General features: G+C 68.7%; 13 protein-coding genes and 1 pseudogene. 12 read left to right on the top strand and 2 right to left on the bottom strand.

What is annotated here, in order from left to right:
* Positions 1–24 precede the first annotated feature (24 nt).
* The gene (gene trhO / locus DFJ65_RS02370) at positions 25–789 is read left to right on the top strand and encodes an oxygen-dependent tRNA uridine(34) hydroxylase TrhO (RefSeq protein ID WP_170143963.1); all 765 of its coding nucleotides are present in this window, start codon (positions 25–27) and stop codon (positions 787–789) included.
* Between the two features lie 93 nt (positions 790–882).
* Here trhO and DFJ65_RS02365 read toward each other — a convergent pair whose 3' ends face one another.
* Positions 883–1,782, bottom strand: coding sequence for a LysR family transcriptional regulator (locus tag DFJ65_RS02365; RefSeq protein ID WP_115921637.1), 900 nt, complete (start codon positions 1,780–1,782; stop codon positions 883–885).
* A gap of 82 nt (positions 1,783–1,864) precedes the next feature.
* Here DFJ65_RS02365 and DFJ65_RS02360 point away from each other — a divergent pair, with 82 nt between their 5' ends.
* The 11 genes and pseudogenes from DFJ65_RS02360 to DFJ65_RS02315 all read left to right on the top strand — a co-directional run bounded on the left by DFJ65_RS02360 (position 1,865) and on the right by DFJ65_RS02315 (position 10,884).
* Complete coding sequence (locus tag DFJ65_RS02360; RefSeq protein ID WP_115921636.1) at positions 1,865–2,053, top strand: hypothetical protein; 189 nt, start codon at positions 1,865–1,867, stop codon at positions 2,051–2,053.
* A 162-nt stretch (positions 2,054–2,215) separates the two neighbouring features.
* Positions 2,216–2,839 carry an AIM24 family protein gene (locus DFJ65_RS02355; protein ID WP_115921635.1) on the top strand — a complete coding sequence of 208 codons (624 nt, stop codon included), beginning with the start codon at positions 2,216–2,218 and terminating at the stop codon, positions 2,837–2,839.
* 5 nt (positions 2,840–2,844) lie between these two features.
* A complete protein-coding gene (locus DFJ65_RS02350) occupies positions 2,845–3,534 on the top strand; it encodes an AIM24 family protein (protein ID WP_115924056.1) in 690 nt (229 codons plus the stop codon).
* Complete coding sequence (locus DFJ65_RS02345; protein ID WP_115921634.1) at positions 3,531–4,283, top strand: AIM24 family protein; 753 nt, start codon at positions 3,531–3,533, stop codon at positions 4,281–4,283. The genes DFJ65_RS02350 and DFJ65_RS02345 overlap by 4 nt, the downstream gene beginning before the upstream one ends.
* Before the next feature lie 127 nt (positions 4,284–4,410).
* On the top strand, positions 4,411–5,439 hold the full coding sequence (locus tag DFJ65_RS02340; RefSeq protein ID WP_115921633.1) for a metallophosphoesterase: 1,029 nt from the start codon (positions 4,411–4,413) through the stop codon (positions 5,437–5,439).
* A gap of 81 nt (positions 5,440–5,520) precedes the next feature.
* Positions 5,521–6,744: a DUF4185 domain-containing protein gene (locus DFJ65_RS02335; RefSeq protein WP_115921632.1), complete on the top strand. Its 1,224-nt coding sequence runs from the start codon at positions 5,521–5,523 to the stop codon at positions 6,742–6,744.
* A 90-nt stretch (positions 6,745–6,834) separates the two neighbouring features.
* Positions 6,835–7,782 (top strand): annotated as a pseudogene (locus DFJ65_RS02330) (benzoate/H(+) symporter BenE family transporter); the annotation flags it as partial.
* Positions 7,698–7,994 carry a benzoate/H(+) symporter BenE family transporter gene (locus DFJ65_RS18315; RefSeq protein WP_342767533.1) on the top strand — a complete coding sequence of 99 codons (297 nt, stop codon included), beginning with the start codon at positions 7,698–7,700 and terminating at the stop codon, positions 7,992–7,994. The pseudogene DFJ65_RS02330 and the gene DFJ65_RS18315, both read left to right, overlap by 85 nt.
* 106 nt (positions 7,995–8,100) lie before the next feature.
* Positions 8,101–8,727 (top strand): hypothetical protein, encoded by a 627-nt coding sequence (locus tag DFJ65_RS02325; protein ID WP_147301281.1) that lies wholly within the window; start codon positions 8,101–8,103, stop codon positions 8,725–8,727.
* Between the two features lie 62 nt (positions 8,728–8,789).
* A complete protein-coding gene (locus tag DFJ65_RS02320; RefSeq protein WP_115921630.1) occupies positions 8,790–9,986 on the top strand; it encodes a M20 metallopeptidase family protein in 1,197 nt (398 codons plus the stop codon).
* A gap of 241 nt (positions 9,987–10,227) precedes the next feature.
* Positions 10,228–10,884: an alpha/beta hydrolase family protein gene (locus DFJ65_RS02315; protein ID WP_115921629.1), complete on the top strand. Its 657-nt coding sequence runs from the start codon at positions 10,228–10,230 to the stop codon at positions 10,882–10,884.
* Positions 10,885–11,023: 139 nt separating this feature from the next.
* On the opposite strand, the gene DFJ65_RS02310 is transcribed toward DFJ65_RS02315, so the two are convergent.
* Positions 11,024–12,385: a cryptochrome/photolyase family protein gene (locus DFJ65_RS02310; RefSeq protein ID WP_115921628.1), complete on the bottom strand. Its 1,362-nt coding sequence runs from the start codon at positions 12,383–12,385 to the stop codon at positions 11,024–11,026.
* Positions 12,386–12,477 lie beyond the last annotated feature (92 nt).

Genomic DNA, 12,477 nt, shown 5'->3' with positions numbered 1-12,477 from the left:
GATTCGTCGCCGACCATCGATCCCATGTCCGGCACCCACATCGCCTTCTACCGCTTCGTCCGCGTCGACGACGTGGCGGCGGTGTGTGCGCGCCTCACCGAGCTCACCGACGGACTGCTCGGCACGGTGCTGGTGGCCACCGAGGGGGTCAACGGCATGCTCGCCGCGCCGTCCGAGCGCATCGAGGAGTTCGTCAGTGCTGCGGCCTGCGATCCGCTGCTTTCGACGGCTTTCGACGGCATGGTCTACAAGCGCACCGCGTATGAACGAATCCCGTTCTCCCGCACGCTGATCAAGGCGAAGCGCGAGATCGTTCCGCTCGGCGTCGACGGCCTCGACATGCCCGCGCGGGTCGACGACGTCGCGGCCACCGACGTGCCGCCGCACGAGTGGCGCGAGCTGATCCGCCGCGACGACGTGATCGTGCTCGACAACCGCAACTCGTTCGAGTTCGGCGTCGGCCGCTTCAAGGGCGCGGTCGACCCGGGTGTCGTTAACTTCCGCGACTTCCGTGACTACGTCGAACAGCACGCCCCGCAGTGGAGGGCCGAGGGCAAGCAGGTCGCGATGTACTGCACCGGTGGCATCAGGTGTGAGAAGTCGAGCCCCTGGATGCAAGATCTCGGTCTGCAAGTTCACCAGCTGCAGGGAGGAATCCTGAACTACTTCAAGGAGATTCCTGACGCAGACGCCGACTTCGAGGGTGAGTGCTTCGTCTTCGACAACCGGGTCACCCTCGACACCGGCCTGCGGGATGTCGGGCGCGAGCGGTCCGAGATCGACGGCTGAGGTGGTGGTGTTTCCCGAGTTGTCCCCGAGTGTCATGACGTTTGAGGTGACTACCCCTCGAACGCCATGACACTCGCTCGCGAGGGGGGCAATTCACGCCACCGCGGCGCACTTCTTCGTCAGCAACTCGACCACCCGCCGTCCGGCCGGTTTGAGCATCGCCTGTCGGTGCACGAACAGCACGATGCGCCGCTCCGGGGTCGGTGACACGAGCGGACGCTTTACCACAGTCGGTGGGAGGTTGCCGGCGGCCAGTCCGGGCACGATCGTCACGCCGATACCCGCTGCCACGAACGCGATTCCGCCGTGGTGGTCGCCGGCGTACGCGACATAGCGCGGGGTGATGCCCGCGGCCCGAGCGGCCCGCACGACGATCCCTCCGCAGGTGGTCTCGCCCGGGTCGTCGTCGATCCACGGCTCGTCGGCGAGGTCGGCGAACTTCACCTCGCGCTCGCCGGCGAGGCGGTGGCCCGCCGGCAGCAGTACGACGTAGCGGTCGTTGGAGACGACGTGCCGCTCGTACCCGGCCATCCGGGTGGGCCCCTCCTCGGGCACCTCGGTGCGGATGTCGATGTCCGGGGGCGTCGGGGCGGCCGCGACGCCGTTCTCGTTGAGTCGGAAGGTGAAGACCACGTCGGGAAACTCGGCGAGCACCGTCGAGGCCACATCGGGCATCCACTCCTCGGCGGCCGACGCGAAGGTGGAGACCGACAGGGTCTGAGTGCGGCCCGAGCGCAGGTCGTCGATCTCGCCGTCCAATCTCGCGATCGAACTCATCAATTCCTCACTGCGCGAGGCGAGTTCGAGGCCGGCAGCGGTCGGCGCGATGCCGCGTCCGCTCTTCTCGAAGAGCGTCAACCCGGTCTCCTTCGCCAGCGCCGAGAGGTGCTGACTGACGGCGGACGGCGTGTAGCCCAGGTGGGTGGCCGCGGCACCCACCGAGCCGCTCGCGACGACGGCTCGGAACACCCGCAGACGGTTTACATCGACCATGTCTCAACAGTACAGCAAGAGTGAATGGTTGTTAAGAAACATTCGCTTGTGCTTACGAGTCAGTGTGTCGAGAGTTGTACTCATGAACACCTCGATGAACCTCTTCGCCGACCCGATCGACCGCGACGCCCAGCGCGTCTCCCACGACACCGCCGCCGCCCGCGGACGCCGTCCGGCACTGCTCGCCCGCACCGCGCGCCGCGGGTGGACCGAAGTGCTGCGGCAGTGGCATCTGCAGCAAAGGCTGCACGGCAGGGCCCTGCAGATCTGAACCACGACACAGCCCGTAAAGGAGACCGACAACAGGGAGGCGGCCACCGGGGCGCCTCCCTTTCTCATCGGTAAGCCACGGCGGAACGGGAACGATCCGGCAGACTTGCGCGTCAGGAGAACCGGTGCCCGACCGGGCGCCGGGACACACAGGAGGACCGACGTGGGGGAACTCGTTGCGCGCTCATCGCGCATCGTCGAGGCGCGGCTGCAGAAGTCGTCGGTGCGCGCGATCAGCGGCTCGATGGTTTCCTACCAGGGACAGATCCAGTTCAAGAACGCCGGATTCGGCGGCGGCTCAGGCGTTCTGGCCGGTCTCAAGCAGCGCGCAACGGGCGAGGCGCTCAGCCTGATGGAGTGCACCGGCGACGGGTTGGTGCAGTTCGCGGTGCAGGCGCAGTACGTCACCGTGCTCCCGCTCAACAACGAGACCATGCAGGTCGAGAGCCGCCAGATTCTGGCGCTCGCCGGCAACCTGCAGACCAACGTCCAGTTCGCCGGTGTGGGCGGGATGAGCAGCGGCCAGGGCCTGTTCACCACCACGGTCAGCGGCACCGGTCAGGTCGCCCTGCTCAGCGCGGGCGGCCCGCTCATCCATCTCGAGGTCAACCCCAACCTCCCGTTGGTGGTCGACCCCGACGCGTTCGTCGCGGCGAAGGGGCCACTGCAGCAGTCCTTCGTCACCGACGTGTCGTGGCGGTCGGCCATCGGCCAGGGCGGCGGCGAGGCGTTCTCGCTGCGCTGGCAGGGCCAAGGCGTCGTCTCCATCCAGCCGGCGGAACGGTGATCGGGATGTTCGAGAAGGTCAACAGCAAGGTCGTCAAGGTCAACCTGGGGCAATCGGGCCCGGTGATCTCCCGCCGCGGATCGATGCTCTTCTACGCCGGGCAGGTCACCTTCGCGCCGCACCAGATTCCCGGCGCCGGCGGCGCGCCCGGGGGTGGCGGCATGGGCGCGATGGTCGGGTCGATGTTGCGCAGCGAGCACGAGCGGACGATGGTCGCCCAGGGCACCGGGGAGGTGCACTACGGCTTCCACGGTCTCGCCGTCCATGTGATCAACCTGCCGCAGGGCGGCCAGGTGACCGCCGACATGTCCCGGCTGCTCGGCTTCACCGCGGGCATGCAGGCATCGATCGTCTCCACCCAGTCGCAGCAGGCCGGCGGCGGAGGGCTGCGCGGCGCGCTGCGTGGCGCGGCCGCCGGAGCGCTCACCGGCAACGGGATGTTCACCACCCAACTCTCCGGTGTCGGGTCGGTGGTCGTGCTGGCACACGGTGAGGTGATGGAGTTGTCGGTCGGAAACGGCCCCGTCGTTGTCGATCCGCAGGCCTTCGTCGGCACCGTCGGCAACGTGCAGACCCAATTGCAATCGGCGATGAGCTGGCGCGACGCGGTCGGCCGCGGGTCGGGCGAAGCCATGCAGTTGCAGTGTCACGGCCAGGGGGTCGTGCTGGTTCAGGCATCGGAGGACAAGCTGTGAGCAACATTCTGAATCCCGGTGTGCTGCAAGGGAACGACAACATCCCCGGCAACGAGTACGCCTACTACCTGACGCTCGACCATCCCTGGTTCATGAGCAAGGGCGCGATGATCGCCTACTACGGGCAGGCGTCGTTCAACGCGCTCCGGGCCGGCATCTCGGCCAACCTGCAGCAGATGGTCGCCGGCACCTTCAGCGCCCCGATGTACCAGCAGGACTTCGTGGTGGTCGAGGGCCAAGGCACGCTGATCATCGGCGACCGCGGCTATTCCATCAACAGCTACGACCTCGATGACGGCAACCTCACCGTGCGTGCGGCGAACCTGCTCGCGTTCGAACCGGGCATCCAACTCAACCAGTCGATCGTGCCCGGCTTCCTCACCCTCATCGGCACCGGCAAGTTCCTCGCGTCGTCCAACGGCCCGGTGATGTTCGCCGAGCCGCCGCTGCGGGTCGACCCCGACGCGCTCGTCGGCTGGGCCGACTGTCCGTCGCCGTCGCTGCACTACGACCAGAACTGGGTGAACAGTTTCATGGCGGCCGGCGCCTCGATGGTCGGCATCAACTCCGGCGAGGAGCGGCAGTACGACTTCACCGGGCAAGGCACCGTGCTGATCCAGAGCAGTGAGAAGGTCATTCACGACCACCACATCGTGCGCAACATCGAGCAGCAGTTGCCGAACGTGTCGGCCGGCGGCCTGACCGCGCTGCAGGCTCGCATCTCGGCGATGCAGCAGCAGAACCGCTGAGTTCGGACGGCGTCCAGCCGGCTCCCAGCGGAAGTTCGCCGGGCCGTCGACTGGTCGTCGCCCGCCGGTCACGCGCTCGGCGGGACGCTGGGCCGTCCCCTGAAACGCCCCGTCCGAGGAGCCCCCAATGCGCCTGCGCCCCGCACTCGCAGTCCTGCTGTCCGCCACCGCCGCCACGGCGGTCGCCGTCCCCGCCCACGCCGACCAGGGCGGCGTGCCCAACGACAAGTCGCAGTACACCTTCGCGCTGATCGGCGACGTGCCCTACGGCGCCGAGCAGATCGCGAAGTTCCCCACCTGGATCAAGCAGATCAACGCCGACCCGGCGATCAGCTCGGTCGTGCACGTCGGTGACATCAAGAACGGTTCGAGCGTCTGCTCCGACGACTACTTCGCGATGATCAAGCGCGACTTCGACACCTTCGCCAAGCCGTTCGTCTACACCCCCGGCGACAACGAGTGGACCGACTGTCACCGCGCCAACAACGGTGCCTACAACCCGCTCGAGCGCCTCGACGCCGTCCGGCGCACCTTCTTCCCGCAGCCCGGCCGCACCATGGGCCAGAAGCAGATGAACGTCGACTCCCAGGCGTCGATCGGCCTGCCGGAGAACGTCAGCTACCGCATCAAGGACGTCTCGTTCGCCGCCGTGCACGTCGTCGGCTCGAACGACGCCACGCAGCCGTGGACCGGCCTCGGCGAGACCACCGCCAACCCGACCCAGCTGGCTGCCGAGAAGGCCCGCATGAACGGCGCGATCGCGTTGCTGCGCCAGACTTTCGCCGACGCCGCCAAGCGGGGCGACCGGGCGGTCGTCGTGATGCAGCAGGCCGACATGTTCGATCCGACGTACGAGCCGACCGAGGGCGACATCTCGGCGTTCCGGCCCTACGTGCAGGAGCTCGCGCGTCTGTCGAACGCGTTCGCCGGGCAGGTCTACCTGTTCAACGGGGACAGCCACATCTACGACTACGACCAGCCGCTGGCGGCCGGGTCGAAGTGGCTTGCGAAGTACGGCGTGACCGCGCCGGTCACGAACCTGCAGCGGGTCACCTGCGACGGTTCGGGCAACAACAAGGACTGGCTGCGCATCTCGATCACCAAGAAGGGTTCGCCCAACACCCTGAGCTGGACCCGGGTGCCCTACGCGGCCTGACATCGAGCACGTGGTGCGGGGAAGCGGTCGTGCTGACGACCGCTTTCCCGAACACTTCGGCTGTAGTGCGAGACTGCACGCATGGTCGAGCAGGTGGAGCACATGCTGCGCAGGTACGGCGCCGACCATCGCCGTCGCGTCCGGGTGCGCATCTTCGCCGTGGTGGCGCTGATCTGCGTGGCACTCGGCGTCGGGCTGCACCGCATCGACGCGCATCCCTTCGACGACACCGACGACACCCGCACGAGCGCCGCCGCGCGCAGCGGGACGACGCTCGAACCAGCGTGTTCCACCCCGGCCACGCGTCGCACGGTCACCGTCGACGACCTCAACGCCGTCATGGGCGGGGCCGACCTGCCCTACCTCCAGGCCGGCGACGTCGGGGCGAGCGGTCTGTTGTCGGACGACCGGCTGATCTGGGCGTTCGGTGACACGCTGCGCAGGTCGGGGGTGACGCCGAGCATGGTTGCCAACTCGATCGCGATCAGTAGCGGCACCTGCCTGTCGCAGCTCGTCGTCCGCCGTCCGGGCGTCGCTCAACCCGGCCCGGTCATCCCGGATCGCGCCGACGGCGCCGTCTACTGGCCGAGTTCGGTGCAGGTACTGCAGGGGGCTCGCACCGACGTCGTGTTCGTGTTCGCCACCCGCGTCCAGCGGCAGGGAAGCGGCGCACTCAGCTTCAAGGCGCTCGGGTCCGACGTGTTCCGGTTCGAGGTGCCCCGTGGCGGTGTTCCGGCGCTGCGCGAACACATCCAACTCACCCCCGACGGCAGCGGCGCGACGACCTGGGGGTCGGCCGCGACCGTCCACGACGGGCACCTGTACGTCTTCGGCACCCGCGACGCCTACCTCGGCAGCCGTCCGGTGCTGGTGGGGCGAGCGCCGGTGGCGTCGTTGACCGACCGCACGACCTGGCAGTTCTGGAACGGTGCCGCCTGGGTGGACGACCACCGCGCGGCGACGAACGTGCTCGCGTCCGGCGACGGGGTGTCGCAGATGTTCTCGGCCGATGTGATCGACGGACGATTCGTGCTCGTCTCCAAGTGCGGCGGAGACTTCGGCGACACCGTGTGTTCGTGGACCTCGAGCAGTCCGATGGGTCCGTGGACGCGGTCGTCCGGGGTGCGGGTGCCATACCGCACCGGGTCGACCTTCCAGTACGCGCCGATGGCGCACCCGGAGATTCCGCTCGCCGACAAGAAGCTCGCGGTGAGCTACTCCCGCAACACCGACGATCTGAGTGCGCTCACCCGCGATCCCCGGATCGGGCGGCCGACCTTCGTCGCGATCGACTGGCCGGACTGAGCCGACCCTTCTACACCCGTAGTAGAGGAAACTGGTCGCTACTGCGACTACTTTCCGAGGTCTGCGCGCCGCAGTCCTAGGCTTCGCGCCGTGGCGAAGACCATCGGCACCCTGCACACCGTCCTCGCCGGCGTGGTCTGCGGGCTGGTCGGCTTCACCAGCTCGTTCGCAGTGGTGCTCACCGGGCTGCGGGCGGTGGGTGCGTCGGACGCGCAGGCGGCGTCGGGGTTGTTCGCGCTCTGCCTGACGATGGGCCTCGGCTGCGTGCTGTTCAGCTGGCGGCTGCGGATGCCGATCACCATGGCGTGGTCGACCCCGGGCGCCGCGCTGCTGGCGACGGCCGCCGTTCCGAGCGGCGGATTCGCCGCTGCGGTGGGGGCATTCATGATCTGCGGCGTGCTGCTCGCACTCTGCGGCCTGGTGCGACCCCTCGGACGCCTGGTCGAGGCGATCCCTGCCCCGTTGGCGTCGGCGATGCTCGCCGGCGTGCTGCTGCACCTGGTGATCGCGCCGGTCACTGCGGCCCAGGCCGACCCGTGGGCGATCGCTCCGGTGATCGTGGTCTGGCTCGTGCTCACCGCCTTCGCGCGCCGGTGGGCGGTCATCGGTGCGCTGATCGCGGCGGTGGTCGTGATGGCGGCACGCGGGGTCTTCGGACGCCTCCAGCTCGGTCACGCCGCACCCGAACTCACGTTCGTGGCACCGCATTTCGACACCGGTGCGCTCTTCGCGATCGCCGTGCCGCTGTTCATCGTGACCATGACCAGCCAGAACATCCCGGGCATCGCCGTGCTCGGGGCGTACGGCTACAAGCCGGGCCTGCGTGCACCCCTGCTCTACACCGGCGCGGCGTCGGTGGTCGGCGCCCCGGCGGGCGGACACGCGATCAACCTGGCCGCCATCTCCGCGGCGCTCGCCGCCGGCCCGGAGGCCGGACCCGACCCGAAGCGGCGTTGGATCGCCGGCGTCTCCTGCGGTTTCACCTACCTCGCCTTCGGCCCGCTCGCCGGACTCGTCTCGGCCGTCGCCACCGCCGCGCCGACGGGCATCGTCGAGACGATCGCCGGGCTCGCCCTGCTGGCCACCTTCGCCTCCGCCGCTACGCCGCCTTGGGCGAGGAGCGCTCGCGGGAGGCCGGCGCGATCGCACTCGTCGTCGCGGCGTCCGGCATCACCATTGCGGGCGTCGGCTCGGCCTTCTGGGGCCTGGTTGCCGGACTCGTGCTCTACGCGGTGCTGGCGCGCCGATAGCCTGCATTCAGCAGGGGTTGGACTGTGCCGACGCATCGTGCACCAGCCCCAGTGGACCCCTTGTTGAAGACCGCAAGGGCGCGTATCTCGCCAACAGGGAGTAGTTGTGTTCAGGAGAGGAAGCAGCGCGGATCCGCGAAGGGCTCGGGAACATATCGTCCAGACCTGTGTCGTCGGTGGCGGCGACACAGTCGAGACCTCAGGCTCGATCGACCTCGGGTCCGCGGCGACGTTGTGGCTCGATCGTGGCTTCGGGCTCACCGAGCGGGTCGAGGGCGGTTGCGTCCTGATCGAGGATGCAACCGTCGATCTGGACGACGGTGAGTCCGGCACCTTTGTCGGTGCGTGGTCCAACGGGTCACTTGGTGAGTTCCGCAGGGCACCCGAGCCCGGACGCGTACCGATCCTGCTTCGCGCCGACCCATCGCTACCGGTGCGAACGGACCTGACTCAATCGAACTTCCGGGCAGCGTGCGAGCAGGTGGCGGAAGCAACCAACTCGGTCACCCTTTCCTCTGGTGGATACGGAAATCGGTTGTTTGTGAGCGTCGCGAACATCACGCCTGCGATCGCGAAGTGGTGGCCGGCGTATCGGGCCGTACAGGTTGACCTTGTCGTTTCGATTGTTCCAACCAAGCTCTGGGCCGCGGCCGGCAGCGATGTCACGCGGATTGTCGGACGGCCGAGTTCTGATCCGACCAACCCGTTCGAACTCGCGTACGGCCAGGACTGAACGCCCATCCTCTCGCGCAGTGGGAGGCGGGCATCGCTGACCGGCACCGATAGCCTGCGGGCGTGAACCGCACCCTCGAACTTGCCCGCCAGTACAACGACGACCTGCGCGCCCTGCGCCGCGACTTCCACCGCATCCCCGAGATCGGGTTGCACCTCCCGCTGACCAAGGCGCGGCTGCTCGAGGCGCTCGCCGGTCTGCCGATCGAGATCCACGAGAGCGACACCATCGACTCGGTCGTCGGGGTGATCCGCGGTGGTGCCCGCAGCGACGGACCGGTGGTGTTGCTGCGCGGCGACATGGACGCGTTGCCGGTCTTCGAGCTGTACGAATCCGACTACGCGTCGACGCATCCCGGGGTCATGCATGCCTGCGGCCACGACCTGCACATCGCCGGTCTTGTCGGCGCTGCGCGCATCCTGTGCGAGCAGCGCGACCGGCTCGCCGGCGATGTGGTGCTGATGTTCCAGCCCGGCGAGGAGGGTCCGGGTGGGGCGGAGCCCATGCTCGCCGAGGGTCTGCTCGACGTCGCCGGACGTCGGGTGGAGGCCGCGTACGCGCTGCACGTCAGCGCCGCGGCGGTGCCGCCGGGGACCTGGACCGGCAACCGGGGCGCCACGATGGCCGCGGCCGAGGACGTGCTGATCCGGGTCGACGGTGCGGGCGGCCACGGCTCGCAGCCCTGGGATGCGGTCGACCCGGTGCCCGTGGCGTGCGAGATCGCGCTCGCGGTGCAGACCCTGGTCACCCGGAGGTTCAGCCCGTTCGACCCCGTCGTCGCCACCGTCGGACGCGTCGCTGCCGGCACGAAGTCGAACATCATCCCCGACTTCGCCGAGCTCGACATCACGCTGCGCACGCTCTCCCAGGAGAACCGGGTCGCGTTGCGCGACAAGGTGATCCAGCTCGCCGAAGGCATCGCCTCGGCGCACGGGCTCACCGCCTCGACCCGCGTCGCCGAGTCGTACCCGCCCACCATCAACGACCTCGCCGAGTACGACTTCGCACTCCAGGTGATCGGCGACCTGTTCGGGCCGGACGCGTACGCCGAGCGCCCGAACCCGGAGATGGGCGCCGAGGACTTCTCGTTCGTGATGGAGCAGGTGCCCGGCGCCTACCTCTTCCTCGGCTGCTGCCCCACCGACGACCCGGCGACCGCGCCCGACAACCACTCCCCGCGAGCCGGTTTCGACGACGCCCACCTGTGGCAGGCGTCCGCCTGGCTGGCGGAGGTGGCGCTGCGCCGCTGCTCGGCGTAGCTCGTCGAAGCGGAGTTGGTGCGCCTGCGGGAGTTGGATGGCTTAGCGGGAGGAGCAACTCCCGCAACCGCAATCAACTCCCGCTCACGCACCAACTGAGGTCGACCCGTTTGGTGGACATCCTGATCGTCAGGTTCAGGCCTGGCTGGGAAGGATGCACTCATGGGGTGCGAAGGGGAAGAGTGACACCCCGAAGGGTCCGCAGCGCGAGTCGACGTCGCTCGCCTGCGATAGTCGGACAATGCCGGACGACATCGACCTCGACGACGCGATGGACGCGGTCCGCCAGGGACGCGTCCGCGTCACCGGACGCACCCAGGCCATCGCACTCGTGCTCCACGGCGGGCGCGCAACCGAGCCGCAGCCCAAGCGTTTGCGAGATATCTCCTACCTACGGATGCTCCCCTTCGCGTCGGCCGTCCGGCGAGTGTCGAGGGGCCGGGTCGCCCCGGTGCTGGTGCACAACACGCACGGTGGCTGGGTGGCGCAGTCCGGGAGCGGAGTCGTCCAGGCCCGCGAACTCGTCCGCCGGTTGCACGCCCAGTACGACCTGCCGATCGTGCTGCTGGGTCACTCCAGCGGGGGGTGGGCGGCGATCCGCGCCGGACGCGAGAAGTCGGTGATCGGCAGCGTCGCCCTTGCGCCCTGGGTGGCCGACGACGAACACGCAGAACCGTTGCGCGAGAAGATCGTTCGAGTCATCCACGGTGAGAACGACACCGTTTGCTCGCCCGCGAAAGCGCGCCGGTTCGTCGAACGGCTCCAGGCACTAGGGGCAGACGCGACCTACACCGAGGTGCCCGGAGGCGGTCACGCGTTGATCGACAAACCGTGGCGCTGGCACAACCTCGCCGCGAGCGCTGTGACCGAGATCAGCTCGGAACGCAGCTCTCGATAGGCGTGGTCTCGCAGGTGTCCCACGGCCGGTAGCCGGTGACCATCCAACGGCCGCTCTGCCGCCGCGGTCAGACCGATCTGAGCACTACGGTTCATGCTCGACTCACTTTCCTCGGGGGTTGCGGGTGCCGCACCGCGAGCTACCCACGCCCGCGGGCCCGGTCGTACCGACGCAGCGCCTCTTCGCGTTCCTCCGCGTGATCGACGATCCGCTCGGGATAGCCGTGCGCGTAACCGGCGTCATGCTTCCAGGGTTCGTGCGCGGCCTTGCCGTCGAGGTGTCGCAACTCGGGGATCCAGCGGCGCACGTAGTCGCCGTGCGGGTCGAACTTGATGCCCTGGGTGACCGGGTTGAACACGCGGAAGTAGGGGGACGCGTCGGTGCCGGTGCCCGCGACCCACTGCCAGCCATGGTTGTTGGAGGCGAGGTCGCCGTCGATCAGGTGGTCGAGGAAGTGGCGCGCGCCGACCGGCCACCACACGTGCAGGTGTTTGGTCAGGAAGCTGGCGGTGACCATGCGGACGCGGTTGTGCATCCACCCGGTCTCGGCCAGTTGCCGCATCCCGGCGTCCACGAACGGGAAGCCGGTGCGGCCTTCCTGCCAGGCCCGGATGCCGTCGCCGGGCGGGTCGTACTCCATGCCGCGCAGCGAGGTGGTCAGGTCGTGCCACGCACTGGACGGTTCGCGCAGCAGCACGTCGGCGTAGAACTCGCGCCAGGCGAGTTCGGTGATGAAGGTGTCGACGCCCTCGCCGCTGCGGCCGCGCAGGTCGGCCAGCAGGGTGCGCGGGTGGATGGCACCGACCTTGAGGTAGGGGCTGAGGAAGGACGTGCCGGGGATGCTCGGGCGATCGCGAGTGGCGGCGTAGTCGTCGATTCCGCTGTGTAAGAACTCTTTCCAACGATCCAGCGCAGCGACTTCACCCGCGTCAGGGAGGGTGAGAACGTCCTTCAGGGCGTCGTCGACGGCCTTCGTCGCAGCAGCGTCATTGCGGACCTCGCGCCAGTTCGGCTCGACCTGCGGCGCCGGGTCGGGGGTGCCGTGTTCGCGCCAGGTTCGGGCGAACGGCGTGAACACCTTGAACCCGTCACCGCTCTTGTTCCGGATGATCCCCGGGCCGATCGCGTACGGCGTGCCGGCCTCCACCCACTCGATACCGTTGCGCTGCAGCGCTTCTGCGACATCGCGATCGCGGCGGGCGCCGTACGGCGTGGTCTCGCGGGTGACGTGCACCGAGGTTGCGCCGATGCGCTCGGCAACCTGGGGGATCACCTCGCGTGGGTTGCCGTGCAGCAACGCGAGGTGTCCTTCGAAGCTCGCGACGGCGGCCTTGACCGAGGCGGCAAGCCAAGCCCGTCGGACGTCGCCCGCGCCTGCCCACAGCGTGGGGTCGACGACGAACACGGCAGCCACGTCGTCGGCCGTTGCTTCGTGGGCACTGAGCAGGGCCGGCAGGTCGTTGCGGCGCAGGTCTCGGCGCAGCCATAGGAGCGTGGTCACCGACCCATCCTCCCCGGGCCCAGCCCTGCGATTGGCCGCCGGCCGCGTTCAATTCGCCGACACCGCGAGTGTGGTCACCGGGCACGACGTCA

The organism is Calidifontibacter indicus (assembly GCF_003386865.1).
GTDB lineage: Bacteria > Actinomycetota > Actinomycetes > Actinomycetales > Dermatophilaceae > Yimella > Yimella indica.
The sequence above is the reverse complement of the archived record's forward strand: the minus strand, read 5'-3'. Positions and strand labels throughout refer to the sequence as shown.